The following is a 20367-nucleotide window of genomic DNA, read 5'->3' as shown; positions in this document are numbered from 1 at the left end:
TAAGTGTGCGACAAAATGACTAATTTACATTTCGTTAATCCCCTATATTAATTACAATAGCTTTAGGTCTGCTCATTGCTTCTATTGAATATCTTATTCCCTGAGTTCCTATTCCTGAAGACTTAACTCCTAGGAATGGGAAGTGGTCTGGTCCTCTCTCCGTCTTATTGTTTACCTGAACAGTTCCAACTTCAAGCTTATCGGCAATATAAAAAGCCGAGTTTATATCCTTCGTAAATACTGAAGCTTGAAGGCCATATTCTGACTTATTAGCAATGGCTATACCCTCATCTCTATCTTTAATTCTTATGATTGGCAGTATAGGCCCAAAAGGTTCTTCCCAAGCTAATCTCATGTCTAAAGTTACATTATCAAATAGTGTTGGATAAATGATATTACCCTCTCTCCTTCCCCCTATAATTAACTTAGCACCTTTTTCCTGTGCTTCCTTCATTAATCCTTCAACAAAGTCAGCAGCTTTTACATTTATAAGCGGCACTATATCTACCTGTTCCTGAAGAGGATTTCCAACTTTAAGCTTTTCAATCTTAAACTTTAACTTTTTTACAAGTACATTAGCTACAGAGTCAACAACTAATATCCTTTTAACAGCAGTACATCTCTGACCTGAATAAGAATATGCCCCTGCAACGATATTCTTTGCAGCAAGTTCTAAATCAGCATCCTCTAAAACTATAGCAGCATCCTTCCCTCCAAGTTCCATAAGTAGAGGCTTCATAGTTGAAATCTGAGATATTCTCTTACCTATCTCTGTACTACCTGTGAAGTTTATGAAGTCTACAGATGGATGCGTAACACAGTAATCGCCTATTTCAATTCCTCTCCCTGTTATTGTATTAAATACTCCAGCCGGAAGTCCTGCTTCTTGAAATACTCTTGCTAGGTAAAGAGCTGAAATGGAGCCTTGAGTTGCTGGCTTTAGTACTATGCTATTTCCAGCAACTAGTGCTGGAGCAATCTTTGAGGCTGATAAATTAACTGGATAATTAAATGGTGAGATTGCAAGAACCACACCTAAAGGCTCTCTTGTGACAACAGAAATCTTACTTCTGTTGAAACCAGGGAAACTATCTGCTGGTATAGTTTCCCCTTCCATACTCTTTGCTGCATCAGCAGTAAACCTTATATAATCTGCAGTTCTTTGAACTTCAGAAACTGCACTTTTTTTATCCTTAGCTATTTCTCTCATCATAATTTCAGCGATATCATTAGTTTTTTCTTCTAAAAGTTCTGCTGCTCTATAAAGTATCTGTGCTCTTTTGTTTACAGGAATGGTTCTCCATGATTTTTGAGCTTCCTTTGCATTTTCGATTGCAAAATCTACTTCTTTCTTACTCATAGCTTGAATCTTACCTACAATTGAATCATCTACCGGAGAAAATATTTCAATTAAATTACCTGTGTTACTGTCGATCCACTGTCCATTTACTAAATTTTTATAAACTTTATTTTCACAGCATAAACTACTAAACATATATATCCCCCCATACTTCTGAAATTGAATATGCTTTTATTAAGTCTATTTTCCTCTTTTCTTTTCAACAATGTACTTTTCAGCATCCAATGCAGCTATTGTTCCATCTGCTACTGCAGTTGTTATTTGCCTAAACTTCTTATCTCTTACGTCTCCAGCTCCATAAACGCCTTTAATATTTGTTCTCATATTCTCATCAGTTTTTATATATCCTTGATCATTAAGATCTATATAATTTTTAAATAGCTCTGTCTTTGGTTCTGTCCCTATATATCCAAAAACGGCTGATAATGCTATATCCATTTTCTCTCCTGTTTGAGTATTTCTTACTATTGCTTTTTCAACAAAATTACTACCATTTACTTTTACTAAATCATAATTGTACATAATTTCAATCTTCGGATTATTCTTCACTTGTTCTAAAGTAGCAGCTTCTCCTTTAAAATAATCATATCTTCTTATGATTATTACTTTTGAAGCAAACCTAGCTAGGAATAGGGCTTCTTCTAATGCAGAGTTTCCTCCCCCAACTACACCTACTACCTTACCTTCATACAAAGCTCCATCACATACTGCACAATAGTGAATTCCCTTACCTTCAAATTGTTCTTCATTAGGTATAGGAAGTTTCTTTGGAGTAGCTCCTGTAGAAATTATTACTGCCTCAGGATGATACGTATAATTTGTAGTTTCTATAATCTTTTCATTCTCTGAAAGATATACTTTCTCTACCATATCAAATTCATCTATATTTGCACCTAATATTAAAGCTTGTTCCTGCATTAGATCTGCAAGCTTTCCCCCTTCTACTGACTTAAACCCAGGATAATTCTCTATTGTATAACTAGATCTTACTTGACCACCAACTACTGCATTTTCAATAAGTATGGCATTAAGTTTTGCTCTTGCAGCATATATTGCAGCAGTTAATCCAGCAGGTCCTGAACCGATTATCATTAATTCAACATCTTTCACTGTTTTACTCATATTAATTACCTCTTCTTTCATAATTTATATATAAATTATAATAATCTTCGAATTACCCATTAGGGGTACCTTTAATATTATTATACTACTAATTTGAATTTCAGCAACTATGTATTAACAAATAATTATTATCAAAGATTATTCTTTCTATAAATTTATTTTGAAGAAATATAATTTATTTATACTGGATTAAAAAATAACTATACCCTTGTTATACCAATTATATTTTATAAACTTTCATACTATACATTATTTAATATTACGAGAGAATTCATTTAATTCTATATTTTATATATGCAAAAAGCCGCAGCATTCCGCTGCAGCTTTTATATTCTTATAAAATATGAGTTAAACTTTACTATTTGATACAAATCTTAATTCTCCATTCTCTGCTGTTACCTTAACCTTTTGACCTCTCTGTACATTTCCTCTAAGCATTTCTTCACTTAACTTATCTTCTACTTTCTTTGTGATAACTCTTCTTAAAGGTCTTGCTCCGTAAGTCAAGTCTGCTCCTGCTCCAACTAAAAGTTTCTTACTTTCTTCATCAAATTCAAGATAAATTTCCTGACCTTCCAATCTTTCTGCTACAGACTTTATCATTAAGTCAACAATTTGAAGAAGATCTTTTTCTTCAAGTTGATGGAATACTATAATGTCATCTATTCTATTTAAGAACTCTGGTCTAAAGCTCTTTTTAAGCTCATCCATCACATTATCCTTCATCTTTTCATAAGCTGACTCTTCTTTAGTAGGATCTATACCAAAGCCAATATTTTTTTGTTTTTTTATTGTGTGAGCACCTACGTTAGATGTCATTATTATAATTGTATTCTTAAAGTTAACAGTTTTACCCTTACTATCTGTTAATCTTCCATCTTCAAGTATTTGAAGAAGAATATTAAATACATCTGGATGAGCCTTTTCTATTTCATCTAAAAGTACTACTGAATAAGGATTTCTTCTTACTGCTTCAGTGAGCTGCCCTCCTTCTTCATATCCCACATATCCTGGAGGAGAACCTATAAGTCTTGAAATAGAGAATTTCTCCATATATTCAGACATATCTACTCTAATTATATTGTTCTGGTCTCCAAACATAGCTTCAGCAAGTGCTTTTGAAAGTTCTGTCTTACCAACACCAGTTGGTCCTAAAAATATGAAGCTTCCAATTGGTCTATTAGGATCCTTAAGTCCTACTCTCGCTCTTCTTACAGCCCTAGCTACTGATTTTACAGCTTCACCTTGACCTATAACTCTATTATGAAGTATTTCTTCGAGCTTTAAAAGTTTCTCAGATTCTTTTTCAGTTAACTTTTCTACTGGAACCTTAGTCCACTTTGCAACTACTGCTGCTATTTGTTCAGGTCCTACAATATGAGTTTGTGCAATACTTTGAGTAGTCCAGTTTGTTTTCATATTTTCAAGCTTTTCCCTTAAAGATTTCTCTTTATCCCTTAGTTCAGCAGCCTTTTCATAGTTTTGAACAGTTATAGCATCTTCCTTTTCCTTAGTTACTTTTTCTATTTCTTCTTCAATATTTTTTAAATCTGGTGGAGTTGTAAGATTCTCAATTCTTACTTTTGCAGCAGCTTCATCAATAAGATCGATGGCCTTATCTGGCATATATCTATCAGTTATATATCTATCTGCTAGATTCACTGATGCTTCTAGTGCTTCATCAGTAATCTTCACTCCATGATGAGCCTCATATTTATCTCTTAATCCCTTAAGAATTTGAAGCGTCTCATCTTTGCTTGGTTCTCCTACATTAATAGGTTGAAACCTTCTTTCTAGAGCTGAATCCTTTTCTATATACTTTCTATATTCATCTATGGTCGTAGCACCAATACACTGAATTTCACCTCTTGCGAGAGCTGGTTTCAATATATTAGATGCATCAATAGCTCCCTCTGCTCCTCCAGCTCCAACAATTGTGTGTATCTCATCAATGAATAATATTACATTGCCAACAACTCTTAGCTCTTCCATAACCTTTTTAAGTCTATCCTCAAACTCACCTCTATACTTTGCACCTGCAATCATTGAAGTTAAATCAAGAGCCACTACTCTTTTACCTCTTAGTATCTCTGGGATATTTCCATCTATGATTTTTTGTGCTAATCCTTCTGCAATGGCTGTCTTACCAACTCCAGGATCTCCAATTAAGCAAGGATTGTTTTTGATTCTTCTACAAAGTATTTCTAAAACTCTTTGAGTTTCTTCGTCTCTTCCTACGACCGGATCAAGCTTTCCCTCTTCTGCCATAAGCGTCAAATCTCTTCCATACTGATCAAGAGTTGGAGTCTTATCATTTTTTGTTTTTCTTTGATTTCCTTCTTGACCGGCACTAGCTGCTCCACCCTTTGCATTTGAACTATTAATTAAATCACTTCTGAGTTTATCAAAATTAACATTTAGGTTGTTTAATACTGTATAAGCAACACCCTCATTATCTTTCATCAATGCTAAAAGAATGTGTTCAGGGCTTATATAATTATGTCCTAGATTTCTTGCCTCTATCAGTGAGTTATCCAATAGCCTTTTAGTTCTTGGTGTCAATGGTATTTCCTCTGAGAAATATTCTACCTCTCCTGTACCTACATACTGTTCTATAAGCTTACTTACACCCTCTGTAGTTACTCCATAACCATTTAAAAGTTCTCTGCTTTTTCCTTCATCCATCAATATACCTAAAAGAATATGCTCTGTTCCAATATATCCATGCTTGTATTTTTTAGATTGCTCTCTTGCATTCATTAAAACATTTTGAGCTCTTTCTGTAAATCTTCCAAATAACATGCTAAATACACCTCCTATTTCTATCTAAGCACTTCTCTTACAAGCTTAGCTCTTTCTATATCTATATCCTTACCACTCAACTTTTTATCTACCTTTACTTGAAGCGAAGCAGGTTGAATTTCTACTAATAGATTATTTAAGAGCTTTTTATTTATATCATTTATTATTGACATTTCTACTCCCATTCTTACATAAGAAAGTAATTCTAAACATTCCTTTAAACTTAAAATCACAGCATTTTTTAGTACCCCTAAAGCTCTATATATTTTATCCAAAAGTTCATAGTAATATTTTGTTTTTAACACTTCTCTTGCTCTTATTTCTTGATCTATTACTTGAGATACAACTGCTTCTAGATTACTAAGTATCTCTTCTTCTGATACCCCAAGGGTAATTTGATTAGATATCTGGTACATGTTACCATCAGCACTTGAACCTTCACCATAAAGACCTCTAATAGTCATTCCCACTTGTGTTAATCCCTTTAAAAGACTAGTTATCTCATTATTCATAGTTAGAGCAGGAAGATGAATCATTACAGAAGCTCTAAGTCCAGTTCCTAAATTAGTTGGACAAACCGTTAAATATCCAAACTTTTCATCAAAAGCATATTCAAGATACTGCTCTAATTCTGAATCTAGCCTATCAGCCTCATGGAAAGCCTCCCTTAAATTTAAACCCTTTGTTATGCACTGAAGTCTTATATGATCTTCTTCATTTATCATAACACTTACTGTTTCATCTTTACTTAATAAAAAAGCAGTTTTAGTATATCCTTTAATAAGATTTGCGCTAATTAAATGCTTTTCAAAATAACTTCTAGCAACACTAGGACTATTCTCCCAGAGTCTTACAGTCTTAAACTTAGCTCTATTCTTCTCATTGATATTAAAAGCGGCTTCTACTGTATCTATATTTTCTCTAGCTTCTTTTTCCTCCAGCTTATTGGGAAAAGGAGTATGTTTAAGATTTCTAGCAAGTCTTATTCTAGAGCTTATAACAATGTCTTCAGTTCTCTCTTCAGCATTGATCCAGTTTTCCATTAATATCCCTCCTATTCATCTAACTTTTCCTGCAAAGATTTTATTTCATCTCTAAGCACTGCTGCTTTTTCATATTCTTCTGATAAAATAGCCTGCTGAAGTTCTTCCTTAAGCTTTAATATCTTTTTCTTTTCTAAAATTCCCTTTCCTGCTTTTGATGGAACTTTTCCTATATGCTCAACATCTCCTTGAACTCTCTTAATTACTGGGACTATAGTATTGGAGAAAGTTTTATAACATTCGCTACAACCTAAAAATCCAAACTTCTTAAATTCTCTATAACTCATACCACAATTATCACACTTAACCTCTAAGCTATCGGGAGTTTTTGAGGATTTGTTTATATAATCTACTAACCCACTTAGCAAATTATGAAACGAGTTAGAGACATGCTCCAAGTCCTCAAAAGGAGTAATAGGTATATCTGATACATCATTTGCACATTTATCACACAAATTCATTTCTTTTTTGTTTCCATTAACAACTTTTACAATATGGACATTAGCTTGATTTACACCACATTTTTCACATAACATTTATCATCCATCCTTTTCTTTAAGATAATAAAACTATAATCATTGCTCTTAATATATCTGCTCTTACCTTATTCTTATTATCTACACTTTGCAGAGTCCTATCATTGATAGCAATTTTCATAATTTCAAATTCTCTTTCATTTATAATATCTGCATCATAAAGACTTTCAAGAAGTGCAATGGAATTATGATATGTTATACCCTCTCCAATACTTTCATTAATAAGCTTATTTCTACGTTCCCTATTATCATAATTAACTTTTCTTATTACTATATATCCCCCGCCCCCTCTTCTACTTTCTATCAAATAACCTTTCTCATAGGTAAATCTAGTAGTAAGCACATAATTGATTTGAGAAGGAGCACAACTAAACTTATCGGCTAACTCATTTCTTTGTATTTGAAGTTCTTGCTCAATATTTTCTTGCATAAGTTTTTTTATAAATTCTTCTATAATATCAGATAGTCTTGCCATATTATCCACCGACCTTACTTTGACTTTCTTTGACCTTAATTATATATTAATATGTTTTTATTTTGTTATCAATATACAAAAAATATCAATTATCTTTTAATATACTGTTTATAGACGATTATAAGAAAAAAACTTTTTATTTTTCACTTTTTCTCTTTATAGTATTATTTTTCACCCTAATGGTAAAAATACTTAGTAAATTTAGAATTAAGGTGATTTCATTATGGAAATAGAATGGCTTGGTCATGCTTCTTTTTTGATTAAAACCTCTATTGGAAAAAGAATCTTAACTGATCCCTTTGATGGAGATATAGGATATGATCCTTATAAAAGTGATGTAGATGTTGTTACTGTGAGTCATAATCATTTTGATCATTCCAATACAGGACACTTTCTAAAAAATACAAAGGTAATTGATACAATTGGTAAATACAACTTAAACCTATGTGCAATAATAGGACTTAAAAGTTATCATGATAAAGATAAAGGAAGTAAGAGAGGAGATAATATAATTTTTATAATCGAAGTAGATGGCTTTAGAATATGTCATCTTGGAGATTTAGGTCATATCCTATCAAAGGAAATGATAGAGGAACTTGGACAAATTGACCTTCTTCTTATACCCGTAGGAGGACATTATACCTTAGACGGAATAGAAGCTGCAAAAGTATCACGCTCTATAAATCCTTCATATATTATACCAATGCATTATAAAACCCCAGCTCTCTCATTTCTCCTTGACGGCCCTGAAAAATTTTTAACCTCCATGCAAAATGTGAATAAATTAAATTCAAACTGTTTTATATTAAATGAAAAAACTTCATCTATAAATAAAGTAATACTCTTATCTCCACCAAAAAAGGTGACGTAACTTGTCACCTTTTTTATGTTAATGTAATAAATCTATATCCTCTGCAATTTTTTTTAATCCTCTACTATCTAAGTAGTTATTTATAGCAGGAATAACAACATCCAAACACTGAGTAAATAAAACAATAACTTCATCCTTTATGGCCTTCTTCATAGCATAGACTATAGCCTCTTCCTCTTTCAAAATAATCTCCACCTTACTGCTATTAAAACCAGTATTCATAACTCCTTTTTTAATAATCTCTGGAGACTCTCCTTGAGATCTTCCTCTTCTTTCTACCTGCTCTCTTATTATTATATGATTACAGTATCTTGCAGCTATAGTACCAAGTTCCCTTATATACTCATCTCTTCTATCTCCTGCTGCTGCTATAATTCCAGTTATACTTGATGGATTTAAACTCTTTGCTATATAGAATACCTCTTCAAAAGCTTCAGCATTATGTCCATAGTCTAAAATTATCTTATAATCATCAATAGTTATTATATTTTGCCTTCCAGCATTAGTATAAATATCACATTGCAAATTCTCTAATACTGCAATAACATCCTGAATATCCTTATAGAAAGTATTTATAGCAGCCAAGGCCGCTATTATATTTTTCACATTACCCTTTGAATATCCTTTATGAGCAAAAGGTATTTTTTGAAGATTAATAATTTCATGCTCTATACCATCTTTGTTTAATACTATACACCCATCTTCTACATACCAAGCTTCTCCTCCTAACTCTATATGCTTTATAATAAATTCATTTTTTTCAAAATCAAAAAGCACAATGTCTTCTCTATTAGTAAATAGCTTTACCAAAGGCTCTATAGCTCTAATAATAATTTTACCTCCATAAATCATATCATCTGCTATCAATGCCTTAACTCTGCCAAGACCATCTAAGTCCTCAATCCCATTCATCCCTATATGATCCTCTGATAAAGATGTTATTATAGCTACACAACATTTTTCATACCCTAATCCCTTTTTTATAATTCCGCCTCTGGCAGTTTCAAGTACAGCTACATCTACAGTATTGTTCTTTAACACTTCCCTTGCACTATAAAAACCAGTGGTATCTCCATGCTTAATATTTTTATCTCCTATAAAAATACCTCCTGTTGATGCCATACCAACTGAATATCCTATATTCTTGAGAAGTGTATATATAAGTCTTACAGTAGTTGTTTTTCCATTAGTTCCTGTAACAGAAATTATAGGTATTAGTCCATTATTCTTAATCTTCATTTCTTTTATTATCTCATCTATGCTTTCTAAATAGTCATTTTTAAAAACCCCCTTATTCACTCTTAAAGAATTTATTCCATATCCAATCTGTATTTCTTGCTCAGATAACATTACTACAGGAATACCTTCATCTTTAACCCTTAAAATAAGTTCATAACTCCAATCATCCTTTACTTTTTCCCAAGCTATTTGGCTTATTTCATCCTCATTTTCTCCATTTAACAAACTTTCAACTATATAAAGACATATATAATACCTATCATAACTTACCCATGCCTCATAACCTTCATTAGAAAAACCTTCATCAATAATTTCTCCTTTAAGTCCTAAGTCAGTACATATAATTTCATAGCTTGTTAACTTACTTTGAAGTAATTTTTGTTCCTTTTCTGACACTAAAACATAAAAAAGCTGGTTTATTCCCTTTAGGTTTGTTCCTTCTAAGATTGTAAATTTTTTAACCTCCATATAAGTCACTTCCCGTAAATATTTCATATATAATTTACCAATTAATCTAAATATTATACAAAAAAGCCCTCACCTTTTGGTGAGAGCTTTTACTCTTCTTACTAAAGAAAGAAGGCCATCTTAAAAGATGGCCTGTCCGGTTTAAAATTATTCTTGAACTGCTGCTCCTACAGGACAAACATTAGCACAGTTTCCACAATCGATACAAGCATCTGCATCTATAGCAAATTGTGTATCTCCTTGGCTTATAGCATTGATTGGACATTCTGAAGCACAAGCTCCACAGCTTACACAAGAATCTTGAATTGTAAATGCCATAATAAAGCACCCCCCCTAAAAAATATGGTGCATTTAAGCACCATATTTATTTTATCATGTTTTTTTTAATTTTTAAAGAATTTTTGGTAATAATTATTTTACTCTTATAAAACTGTATATCCAAAATCTTCAATAGAAGCTATAATATCATCTAGTTGAATAAAATAAGTATCATAAACTATATTTACTTCTCCCTTTTCCTTGCTAATCTCACAAGCGATAACCCCTTCATTGCAAGCTATAGCTTTTTTTATTTTCTTAACATCATCTGGCCCCTTCATATTAGGAATCTTAATTGAAGATTTCATAATCAACCTCCTTTTATAGATACAGAAGCTATAGTTAAATTATTCTGTCGATTGAGTAAAAACTTAACTTATCTATACTAATTACCGCTAAATAGATCCTTAATTAACTGTTTATCAGCTTCATCTTCAAGCTCAAGCTTAATGTCCATATCATCTACATTTCCTTCATAACTTCCTGATATAAGTTTAATTTCTTCAATATCAAACTGTTCTATTAACTCCTCTTCTCCTTTTCTAACCTTAACCTTAACCATCTCTTTAACAACAGAATTAGAAATAACTTCTCCACGGCCATCTGGTGTATCAACTACAGAACCAACTTTAGGAAGTCTCTTTCTTATATGCTCATAAGTACTTTGTTCGTAATTTAAACAGCACATAAGTCTTCCACATATTCCTGAAATCTTAGTTGGGTTAAGTGAAAGGCTTTGCTCCTTTGCCATCTTTATAGATACTGAAGCGAAATCTCCTAGAAAGCTTGAACAGCACATTTGTCTACCACAAGGTCCGACTCCACCTATCATCTTTGCTTCATCTCTAACCCCTATTTGTCTAAGTTCAATTCTTGTTTTAAAAATTGTAGCTAAATCCTTTACTAGCTCTCTAAAATCTACTCTTCCATCTGCTGTAAAGTAGAATATAACCTTGTTATTATCAAAGGTATATTCAACATCTATAAGCTTCATCTGAAGACCATGTTCTGATATTTTCTTTAAGCATATTTCAAAAGCATCTTTTTCTTTTGCCTTATTCTCTTCATGTTTATTTATATCATTCTCATCAGCTACTCTTAAAACACTTTTTAAGGGTGCTACAATTTCTTGTTCACTTATTTCTTTTATTCCTATAACACATTCTCCAAACTCTACCCCTCTTGCAGTTTCAACAATTACACTCTGTCCTTTATTTATATCAATACTATTAGGATCAAAATAATATATCTTACCTGCTTTTTTAAAACGTACTCCTACAACTTTTATCATATTAAACCTCCAATAGACTTATAAGCATAACATTAAAGGTCATAGAAGAGTTGGTGTTACTTTTAAAATTTTTTCTTGTATCATCAACTACCCCTACAATTGCCTTTAGCTTTTTGTAAGACATTAAGTTTGATAGATCTTTTATATCATCTATTTTATCTCCATTTATTATCATGGATAAATTTTCTATCTCCTTATAAACAATTATATCCCTTACAAAGGATACTATAGTTGAAAGAATCTCTTCTTCCTTATCATTATATTGAGTAAAACGCTGTTCATATTCTATTATTATTTTTTCATCTCTTTTATTTATATCCTTCAGCATATCTAAAACTATATTTCTTACTTCCTCAAAGCTTTTGTCTTCTAGGAATTTCTGCACTCTTCCTGGTATACCCTCACTGAAGGCTAAAAGAGTTTTTTTCACTTTCTCATCTAAAGCTTCATAATTTTTTTCTATAAAATTCTCCATCTCTTCTAGGGAAAGAGGAGATAATTTATGTATCTGGCATCTTGATTTTATTGTATCTAAAATTAGTTCAGTGCTCTCACATAATAAAATCATGTAAACTCCCTTAGGAGGTTCTTCTATAGTTTTAAGTAAAGCATTTTGAGCTTGAGTGGTAAGCTTATTTCCATCATATATTATTATAACCTTTTTATCTCCTTCATAAGGCTTTTTATTTACCTCAGAGATTATTTCTCTTACCTCGTCTACTCCAAAAGAACCTTTTTTGGGTTTATAATTTACTATATCAACATAATCTCTGCATTCTTCCCTACCCAATATCTTTACAGCAAAGTCCTTTGCCAATATACTCTTCCCAATGCCATCATCACCTATTATCAGATGAGCATGTGAGAGTGCACTATTTTTTATACTTTTATTAAATCTTTCTCTTATAGCTTCATGACCAATAAAACTCAATGTACACTCTCCTTTTTATTTATAACTTAACGAATTTATCGACATCTACAACAAATACTGTTGCACCTCCAACTTCAACTTCCGTAGTATATGGAGTATACCTTTCTATTGTTCCCAGCACTGGTGAAGGTGATGTAATTATCTGCTTTCGTGTCTTGCAAATATCCTCAATGATGTTTATTACCTTATCTACATGCTCTTTTTCAATTCCAATTAAAAGAGTAGTATTTCCATCCCTTAAAAACCCGCCTGTAGTTGCAAGTTTTGTAACCCTAAAACCTGCTTCTGTGATGGTATCTACCACATGAAAAGCATCATCATCTTGTATTATAGCTATAACTAGTTTCATAAAAATACCTCCTTTAATACAGAAAACAAGTTCTTAATTAAACTTAGAACTTGAAAAACATTTAATATCGAGGCTATTTCTGAAATCCATTACGTATTAAGTTAAGTCATGCTGACTTTTCAAAGTTCTCTTTAGCTATATATTATTTCTTATTTTATCATAATAGATACTGTTTGGATACTATATTATTCTATGTATCCTTTACTTAACAAAAAGTTATAAATAATATTATTTACATCTGCAATAACTTCTTCAAGAACTTTTCCTGCATCAATTACTCTTATTCTTTCTTTATATTTTTCAGCTAGTATATGATATGCTTCTCGAACTTTTCTATGAAAATTTAATCCCTCAAGATCTAATCTATTAACTTCTCTATCTTTATTTTCAGCAATTCTCTTCAATCCTATTTCTGGATCTAAATCGAATAATATAGTTAAATCAGGCATATAATCATTAATAGCAAACTCATTAACTTTCATAACATTTTCCATTCCCAACCCTCTTGCATATCCTTGATATGCTAAAGAGGAATCTACAAATCTATCACATAAAACAATCTTTCCTTGTTCTAGGGCTGGAATTACTTTTTCAACAAGGTGTTGTCTTCTTGCAGCAGCATATAAAAGTGCTTCTGTTCTTCCATCCATTGCTACGTTATCTTTATTCAATATCACTTCCCTTATTTGCTCAGAAATTGATATCCCTCCTGGTTCTCTCGTAGTAACAAAGCCTAGCCCAAGCTCCTTTAGGTACTTTTCAACAGTTTTTAATATTGTAGTCTTTCCCGACCCCTCTGGACCTTCAAATACTATAAATAATCCTTTATCCATATTCATCACTCTTTCTAAGTATCTTTTACAATCTTAACTTTATTATCTTCTACTCCAATAACTGTTACACCATATTTAATATAGTGGTTAATTATATCAACATGTTCTTTTTCAATTTTTTCTCCCATCATTACTAGAGGTATACCTGGAGGATACGGAATTATATTCTCTCCACATATTTTGCCATTAACCATATGCGAATCTACGATTTCTTTAGGTTTATTAAATGCCTCAAAAGGAGCTATAATCTTTTGGGGCAAGGAACAACTATAAACTGGCTTAATTTTTTCTTTTATAATTTCTTCATCTATTTTTTCTAGGGCATATATTAGCTTATCATAATCTTCTTCATTATTAAAAGGTGAACATATTAATACTACATTATGTTCATCACTCATTTCTGCTTGTACTTTACACTTTCTTAAATACTCTAATAACTTATGACCACTTAATCCTTTTCTTAAATTTAAAACTATTCTACTTTCGTCTATATCAATATTATACTTTTTTATATCATCCTTTAAATACTCTTTATCCACAGCTTTAACATAAGAAAGACTATTTATTTTTTCCCTTACTTCTTTTATTTTTGATAAAAGCTTATCATAGGCGTTATAACCTTGCTCCTCCAAAAAGGCTCTAGCATAATCTAAAGATGCCATTAATATATAAGAAGGGCTTGTACTTAAAAATACTCCTAAATAAAAATCTACCCTCTCAATGAAATCTTTATTATTAACATGAAGATATGCTGTTTGCGTTAAACTAGGAAGTGTTTTGTGAGCACTCATAACTACCATATCGGCTCCTAAAATCAAAGGACTTTGTGGTAAATCCTTATGAACTCCAAAATGAGCACCATGCGCACAATCTACTAAAACTCTTATATTTCTTTTTTTACATTCCCTTATTATTACTTTTAAATCTGAAGTTATTCCATAATAATTGGGATAGGTTACTACTATTCCTTTAATATCTTCATGTTCTTCTAACACACTAAAAAAATGCTCCGTGTCTATGGAAACAGGAGCCATTATCTTTTCACTTATTTTACTCTTTAAATAAACTGGATCCAGCTTTCTCATTATAATTCCATTAAAAATGGAACGGTGACAATTTCTTTCTACCAAAACCTTGTCCCCTTCTTCAAAACAAGAAAATAACATAATTAAATTTCCAGAAGTACTTCCATTGACCAAGAAATATGATTTTTCACTTGTGTATAGCAATTTTAATCTTAAAAGTGCTTCTTTAATTAGTCCTTCTGGCTTATGAAGATTATCTAGACCTTCAACTTCCGTAATATCTCCACAAATCATAACTTCTCTTAAGTTTGTTTTTAATGAAGATAAATCAAAACCTCTACCATACTTATGTCCTGGCATAGAAAAAGGTGCATTATCTTCTTTAATATACTGGCTTAATCCTTGTACTAGAGGAATATTTTTCACGACTATCTCTCCCCTTACTTATCTTAGGTATTCATTCATTTCAACATTATCTCTTAAAATACTAGGTACAAGATGCTTTTTTATACAATCTTTATAGTATTCATAAAAATCTGTTCCTATTTCACAACTTACAAGCTTTTCCTCACAACTTGAACATATCACTTTTCCCTTTATTATTATACCATTTTCACAATGTTTGCCACATATTATACAATTATTTTTTGCAGATAAATCTTTATACATGAATTACATTACACCTCCTTTAAAACATATAACCTATCTTGATTCTTGCCTTATATACTATATTTTATTCAGTTCATTAAATAATCTTAATTTGTCCACAATAAATATTTTTCTTTTCAAAGGATAAAATAATTCTGAATAAGTATCAGGAGGTTAAGTATAATGAAGCAAGAAATGATATCATATCTATCCACTGAAAAAGAGGATTTATATAAACTTTGCAAGTTTTTATATGATAACCCTGAAGAAAGCTATTGTGAACATAAAGCTTGCGAATATATATCAAAATTTCTCTCTGATAGAGGTTTTAACGTTCAAAATAACTTTCTAGATATATCCACTGCTTTTTATGCTAGTAAAGGTAATGGGCATCCAAAAATTTGTTATCTTTGTGAGTATGATGCAGTAAAAGAAGAAGGGCATATAACTGGGCACAATCTCCTTGCTACCATGTCTATAACAGCCACCTTAGGATTGGGAAAAATAATAGAAAAGGTTGGTGGTACTGTTATAGTTATAGGATGTCCTGGCGAATATCTTGGAGGAACAAAATCAACTATGGTTCGTCAGGGTATATTTGACGACATTGATGCAGTGCTTATAGCACATCCCGATGTAGTTACCTGTGAAAGTGGTACATCCTCTGCCATTATCCCTTTAAGTGTTAAATTTATAGGACATGATGGATTAAGCTTTTTAAATAAGGATATTTATACTTCTTTAGATTCAATACTATTAACCATAAATATTTTAAATGCATTGCTTAAAGGATTCCCTAAAGATGTTACTGTAAACTCAATATTATCAAAGGGTGGTTCAACACCGCTCTTACTTCCAGCAGAATCTGAAGCAAAATTCTATATTAGAGCAAAAGAAATGGATGTAGCTAAACTTGCTGAACAGAAGCTAAGAGAAATAGCTCATTATGTAAGCGAGTTAATGGGAATTCAAAATATTGTAGCTCTATATGAACCTCCAAGTGAACAACTTATAACTAACATAACTCTAAATAGATTATTCAGCCATAATCTTAAAGAAACTGGAATAATTGATATATGTGACCCTAGAGATATTGATGCAGGATTAAGCCTTGGCGTTATAAGTCATAAAGTACCTACAATCCATCCTTATATATCAATTATTAAAGATAAATCTATTAAGTATGGAACAAAAGCCTTTGGAGAAGCGACTTTGTCTCAATATAGTCAAGAAGTAGCTCTTAAAGCTGCTTTAGGTCTAGCATTTACTGGCCTTGACTTAATTCAAAGTGAGAATCTTTTAGGCGATGTAAAAGGTGAATTCTATGATATGAAAAAATCTCTATATTAACTTAAAAAACTAGTTCGAACATTTCGAATTAATAATATAAATGATTTTTTACTTTTTGGCATAATAAAACTGAATATCATCCTCCCTGCTTAGTTTTAGCTAGATTTCACTTTATGAAATGGCAACAATAAAGCCGTTAAGCTTTAACTTATGCTTAACGGCTTATTGCTAACCTGCTACTTTATTATATTTTAAACTTGAATTAATAATCTTATTTACCAACTCTTTACTTGGCTGAAAATAGAACTTTCTATACTCTTCCTCATATTTATATATACAGCAGTAAGTATCCGAACTTAAGATATTACAGAGATATATTCTTATTGAGGAAATATTAAACTTTTTAGACTTAGGACCTATTTTATCAATATACACTATATCAGATATTTTAATGTTTTCTAAAGTTTTTTGATCTTCTGAGTATATCTTATGAATAATTAATTTATCAACAATTATTGAATACTTATATCTAGTTCTACACCTTAGAATTTCAAAAGATAAAAATCCAATTGTTACTATTGAAATCAAACCATCACTAATTGCTTTCATATTAGATTGAATTACTAATATTTGTCCAACAAAATTAGAAACTGTAATCATCATACATAGAATAATAATTGAAAGAACTATGCCTCTAACTTTTCTTCTCTTTATCACTTCTCTGTGTAAAGTCCCCATATTAAAAAGATCCCCCATAATCCTATATACTATCAATAATGTGATTATACTACTCTTTTAGAATTAAATCCATATCATTCATGTTTCATTAAACTTATAATACTTCCTTTATTAATAATCTATGAACATAGTCCCACTAATACTTTATAGTAGTTCTTTTCTCTCATTATTGCTTAAAGATATAAACTTGCAAGTTTTTATTCCGTTATAAACTTTATTCTGTTAGAAAAATACTTCATTAATAGTTTACCCGTACTGCAATACTTAGTATAATTTAATAAAGCATGATTGGAGGTGTTTTTTTTGATTCAAATTTATAAATCATTAAGTGAAACTGATGCTACCCTTAACAGCATAGACAACTTAGAACCCGGTTGTTGGATTAACATAGTAGCTCCATCATATGAAGAATTAGTATTAATCTCTAAAAAGACAGGTGTTCCTATAGAATTTTTGAGAGCGCCACTTGATGATGAAGAAACTTCTCGTATTGATATAGAAAATAATAATATTTTAGTTATAGTAGACATTCCATTTACAGAAATGGAAGATAACTCATTAACATATGATACATATCCATTAGGTATTATACATACTGAAAAAGAAATAATAACTATATGTTTAAAGAATTCAAAAATATTAACAGACTTCGTTTCAGGTAAGATAAAATCTTTCTACTCCTTTAAAAAATCAAGATTCATACTTCAAATACTAAACAGAGTCTCAACTTATTATCTTTTGTATTTAAGACAAATAGATAAAAAGAGTCTTATGATAGAAAAAAGATTGCATAGGTCAATGAAGAATAGAGAACTTATACAGCTTCATTCTCTTGAGAAATCACTTGTTTACTTTTCAACGTCTTTAAAATCCAATGAAGCAACTCTTGAGAAGATGCTTAAACTTGATATAATGCAAAAATATTCAGAAGATAAAGATGTTCTAGAAGATGTTATTATAGAAAATAAACAAGCAATAGAAATGACTGAAATTTATAGCAACATTCTTGCAAGCACTATGGATTTTTTTGCCTCAGTTATCTCTAATAATCTAAATATAGTTATGAAGGTTCTTGCATCTGTTACAATACTTTTAGCTATACCTACAATAATGGGAGGTATATATGGTATGAATATAGCCTTACCATTTCAGGATAATCCTTTTGCTTTCTATATAGTCATGGGACTTACTATAGGTATATGCTTAATAGTTGCGGCACTTCTTTATAAAAAAGATATGTTTTCATAAATTATATACTACTATTATTATTTTCATCATAAATATTAGTATAAGAATCATTTTCTCTTTTTTATACTTGGAGGAGAACTATGTTATTAGGAAAAAAATTGAGTTTTGGTGATACTATAGGTATTATAGCTCCTGCTAGTTGTGATGACTTCGATATTATTGAAAAAAAAATAAAAGACTTTAAGAATCTTGGATTTAAAGTAAAGATAGGTGATCATCTCTATGATAAAAAAGGTTATTTTGCTGGAGATGATCGACAAAGAGCTGCAGATCTTATGAATATGTTTAAAGATGATACAGTAACTGCTATTATATGTTTTAGAGGCGGTTATGGAACTATGCGAATTCTTCCATACCTAGACTTAAACATTATAAAAAAAAATCCTAAGATTGTCTGTGGTTATAGTGATATAACAATTCTATTAAACTATTTATATAAACAGTTAGGTTTTATTACTTTTCATGGTCCAATGATTAAGTCTAATTTTGAAGAAGAAAATACTAGAGAAAGTTTTATTTCTGCATTAATTAAAGGAAATAAAGGATACAAAATTGATTTAAACGGATATTCTCAAATTGAAATGCTAAATCCTAATAATATAAAGGGAGTTTTGGTAGGAGGAAATCTATCTCTTATATGTAGTTCTCTTGGTACTCCCTTTGAAATAGAAACAAAAAATAAAATTTTAATTATTGAAGAAGTAAATGAAAAAATTTATGCTATTGATAGAATGCTTACCCAACTTTTAATGGCAAATAAGCTTCAATGCTGTAAGGGATTTATATTAGGATATTTTACACCTAATAAGGAAGATAAGACTATAGATAACTTTACTATAACCGAGGTAATTAAGGATAGAATTTTAACTTTAAACAAACCAACAATATTAAATTTTCCTTTTGGACATGAATATCCTAATCTAACTATTCCTATTGGAATAGAAGTAACCTTTGATTTTACTAATAAAAAGATAAATATTCCTCATCCTGTAGTAAGATAATTAATCTTAAAATTGTTTATAAAACAAAAAGATATCCACAGTTTAATAACAATTAACAATACTTATCCACAAAAACTGTGTATTATTTGACGTTTTACTCACTTTTCTGTGAATAACTTTTTAATTATACACAACTAAATAATAATTATCTTAAAAGCTATATAACTATGAAATAAGCTTATTTTAAAATCTATAAAGAAAAATAAAAAGCGTAGTAACTTAAGTTACTACGCTTTTTAATATGGAGGCGCCACCCAGATTTGAACTGGGGAATAAAGGTTTTGCAGACCTCTGCCTTACCACTTGGCTATGGCGCCATACATGGTGGCTCGAGCAGGAATCGAACCAGCGACACGAGGATTTTCAGTCCTCTGCTCTACCGACTGAGCTATCGAGCCACGCAACCTGGCAACCTCCTACTCTCCCACACAGTCGCCCGTGCAGTACCATCGGCCTCTTAGAGCTTAACCATCGTGTTCGGTATGGGAACGGGTGTATCCTCTAAAAGCATCATCACCAGATTTGTTGATGAAATTTTATTCCATCAAAATTGCACATAAGTTTTAGCCTTTTTATTGGTCAAGCCCTCGACCTATTAGTATCAGTCAGCTCAACATGTTACCATGCTTACACCTCTGACCTATCAACCTTGTGTTCTTCAAGGGATCTTACTAGCTTATGCTATGGGAAATCTAATCTTGAGGTGGGCTTCACGCTTAGATGCTTTCAGCGTTTATCCCTTCCCGACGTAGCTACCCAGCTATGCTCCTGGCGGAACA

The 20367-nt window shown here is 31.2% G+C and carries 20 protein-coding genes, 2 tRNA genes and 2 rRNA genes; 4 read left to right on the top strand and 20 right to left on the bottom strand.

Annotation, left to right across the window (positions count from 1 at the left end; translation table 11 throughout):
- Positions 1 to 34: 34 nt before the first annotated feature.
- From CPJCM30710_RS13615 to CPJCM30710_RS13590, 6 genes are all read right to left on the bottom strand, one after another.
- Positions 35 to 1495, bottom strand: a complete 1461-nt coding sequence (locus CPJCM30710_RS13615; RefSeq protein WP_212904722.1) for an NADP-dependent glyceraldehyde-3-phosphate dehydrogenase — start codon at positions 1493 to 1495, stop codon at positions 35 to 37.
- Between the two features lie 45 nt (positions 1496 to 1540).
- Positions 1541 to 2482 (bottom strand): thioredoxin-disulfide reductase, encoded by a 942-nt coding sequence (gene trxB / locus CPJCM30710_RS13610; protein WP_212904721.1) that lies wholly within the window; start codon positions 2480 to 2482, stop codon positions 1541 to 1543.
- Between the two features lie 348 nt (positions 2483 to 2830).
- The gene (locus CPJCM30710_RS13605) at positions 2831 to 5284 is read right to left on the bottom strand and encodes an ATP-dependent Clp protease ATP-binding subunit (protein ID WP_212904720.1); all 2454 of its coding nucleotides are present in this window, start codon (positions 5282 to 5284) and stop codon (positions 2831 to 2833) included.
- Positions 5285 to 5304: 20 nt separating this feature from the next.
- Entirely contained in the window at positions 5305 to 6327 is a 1023-nt protein-coding gene (locus tag CPJCM30710_RS13600) for a protein arginine kinase (protein WP_212904719.1), read from the bottom strand.
- Between the two features lie 11 nt (positions 6328 to 6338).
- Entirely contained in the window at positions 6339 to 6863 is a 525-nt protein-coding gene (locus tag CPJCM30710_RS13595) for a UvrB/UvrC motif-containing protein (RefSeq protein WP_212904718.1), read from the bottom strand.
- A gap of 19 nt (positions 6864 to 6882) precedes the next feature.
- Positions 6883 to 7338 (bottom strand): CtsR family transcriptional regulator, encoded by a 456-nt coding sequence (locus CPJCM30710_RS13590; protein ID WP_212904717.1) that lies wholly within the window; start codon positions 7336 to 7338, stop codon positions 6883 to 6885.
- A 223-nt stretch (positions 7339 to 7561) separates the two neighbouring features.
- Between CPJCM30710_RS13590 and CPJCM30710_RS13585 the strand changes: the two genes are divergently transcribed.
- Positions 7562 to 8209, top strand: coding sequence for an MBL fold metallo-hydrolase (locus CPJCM30710_RS13585; protein WP_212904716.1), 648 nt, complete (start codon positions 7562 to 7564; stop codon positions 8207 to 8209).
- Between the two features lie 18 nt (positions 8210 to 8227).
- Here CPJCM30710_RS13585 and CPJCM30710_RS13580 read toward each other — a convergent pair whose 3' ends face one another.
- The 9 genes from CPJCM30710_RS13580 to CPJCM30710_RS13540 form a co-directional block, all read right to left on the bottom strand.
- The gene (locus tag CPJCM30710_RS13580; protein WP_212904715.1) at positions 8228 to 9916 is read right to left on the bottom strand and encodes a Mur ligase family protein; all 1689 of its coding nucleotides are present in this window, start codon (positions 9914 to 9916) and stop codon (positions 8228 to 8230) included.
- A 147-nt stretch (positions 9917 to 10063) separates the two neighbouring features.
- The gene (locus CPJCM30710_RS13575; protein ID WP_212904714.1) at positions 10064 to 10234 is read right to left on the bottom strand and encodes a DUF362 domain-containing protein; all 171 of its coding nucleotides are present in this window, start codon (positions 10232 to 10234) and stop codon (positions 10064 to 10066) included.
- Positions 10235 to 10338: 104 nt separating this feature from the next.
- Entirely contained in the window at positions 10339 to 10542 is a 204-nt protein-coding gene (locus CPJCM30710_RS13570; RefSeq protein ID WP_212904713.1) for a heavy-metal-associated domain-containing protein, read from the bottom strand.
- Between the two features lie 77 nt (positions 10543 to 10619).
- The gene (locus tag CPJCM30710_RS13565; RefSeq protein WP_212904712.1) at positions 10620 to 11525 is read right to left on the bottom strand and encodes a PSP1 domain-containing protein; all 906 of its coding nucleotides are present in this window, start codon (positions 11523 to 11525) and stop codon (positions 10620 to 10622) included.
- A gap of 1 nt (position 11526) precedes the next feature.
- The gene (locus CPJCM30710_RS13560; RefSeq protein ID WP_212904711.1) at positions 11527 to 12456 is read right to left on the bottom strand and encodes a DNA polymerase III subunit delta'; all 930 of its coding nucleotides are present in this window, start codon (positions 12454 to 12456) and stop codon (positions 11527 to 11529) included.
- A gap of 19 nt (positions 12457 to 12475) precedes the next feature.
- Positions 12476 to 12805, bottom strand: a complete 330-nt coding sequence (locus tag CPJCM30710_RS13555) for a cyclic-di-AMP receptor (RefSeq protein WP_212904710.1) — start codon at positions 12803 to 12805, stop codon at positions 12476 to 12478.
- Positions 12806 to 12990: 185 nt separating this feature from the next.
- On the bottom strand, positions 12991 to 13638 hold the full coding sequence (gene tmk / locus CPJCM30710_RS13550; protein WP_212904709.1) for a dTMP kinase: 648 nt from the start codon (positions 13636 to 13638) through the stop codon (positions 12991 to 12993).
- Positions 13639 to 13652: 14 nt separating this feature from the next.
- Positions 13653 to 15089, bottom strand: coding sequence for an aminotransferase class I/II-fold pyridoxal phosphate-dependent enzyme (locus CPJCM30710_RS13545; RefSeq protein ID WP_212904708.1), 1437 nt, complete (start codon positions 15087 to 15089; stop codon positions 13653 to 13655).
- Between the two features lie 18 nt (positions 15090 to 15107).
- Positions 15108 to 15332 carry a sigma factor G inhibitor Gin gene (locus CPJCM30710_RS13540; protein ID WP_212904707.1) on the bottom strand — a complete coding sequence of 75 codons (225 nt, stop codon included), beginning with the start codon at positions 15330 to 15332 and terminating at the stop codon, positions 15108 to 15110.
- 162 nt (positions 15333 to 15494) lie between these two features.
- Between CPJCM30710_RS13540 and CPJCM30710_RS13535 the strand changes: the two genes are divergently transcribed.
- On the top strand, positions 15495 to 16661 hold the full coding sequence (locus CPJCM30710_RS13535; protein ID WP_212904706.1) for a zinc-binding metallopeptidase family protein: 1167 nt from the start codon (positions 15495 to 15497) through the stop codon (positions 16659 to 16661).
- A 168-nt stretch (positions 16662 to 16829) separates the two neighbouring features.
- Here CPJCM30710_RS13535 and CPJCM30710_RS13530 read toward each other — a convergent pair whose 3' ends face one another.
- Positions 16830 to 17339, bottom strand: a complete 510-nt coding sequence (locus CPJCM30710_RS13530) for a hypothetical protein (protein WP_212904705.1) — start codon at positions 17337 to 17339, stop codon at positions 16830 to 16832.
- 303 nt (positions 17340 to 17642) lie between these two features.
- Here CPJCM30710_RS13530 and CPJCM30710_RS13525 point away from each other — a divergent pair, with 303 nt between their 5' ends.
- Positions 17643 to 18587 (top strand): magnesium transporter CorA family protein, encoded by a 945-nt coding sequence (locus CPJCM30710_RS13525; RefSeq protein ID WP_212904704.1) that lies wholly within the window; start codon positions 17643 to 17645, stop codon positions 18585 to 18587.
- 80 nt (positions 18588 to 18667) lie between these two features.
- Positions 18668 to 19588, top strand: coding sequence for a S66 peptidase family protein (locus tag CPJCM30710_RS13520; protein ID WP_212904703.1), 921 nt, complete (start codon positions 18668 to 18670; stop codon positions 19586 to 19588).
- A gap of 242 nt (positions 19589 to 19830) precedes the next feature.
- Here the strand turns inward: CPJCM30710_RS13520 and CPJCM30710_RS13515 are convergent.
- The 4 genes from CPJCM30710_RS13515 to CPJCM30710_RS13500 all read right to left on the bottom strand — a co-directional run.
- A tRNA-Cys gene (locus CPJCM30710_RS13515) sits at positions 19831 to 19905 on the bottom strand.
- A gap of 5 nt (positions 19906 to 19910) precedes the next feature.
- Positions 19911 to 19986: transfer RNA gene (locus CPJCM30710_RS13510), tRNA-Phe, on the bottom strand.
- A gap of 5 nt (positions 19987 to 19991) precedes the next feature.
- Positions 19992 to 20109, bottom strand: a 5S ribosomal RNA gene (gene rrf, locus CPJCM30710_RS13505).
- A 54-nt stretch (positions 20110 to 20163) separates the two neighbouring features.
- Positions 20164 to 20367, bottom strand: a 23S ribosomal RNA gene (locus CPJCM30710_RS13500); the annotation flags it as partial.

It is taken from the genome of Clostridium polyendosporum (assembly GCF_018332455.1).
In the GTDB taxonomy this organism is placed as follows: Bacteria; Bacillota; Clostridia; order Clostridiales; family Clostridiaceae; genus Clostridium_AY; species Clostridium_AY polyendosporum.
The sequence above is the reverse complement of the archived record's forward strand: the minus strand, read 5'-3'. Positions and strand labels throughout refer to the sequence as shown.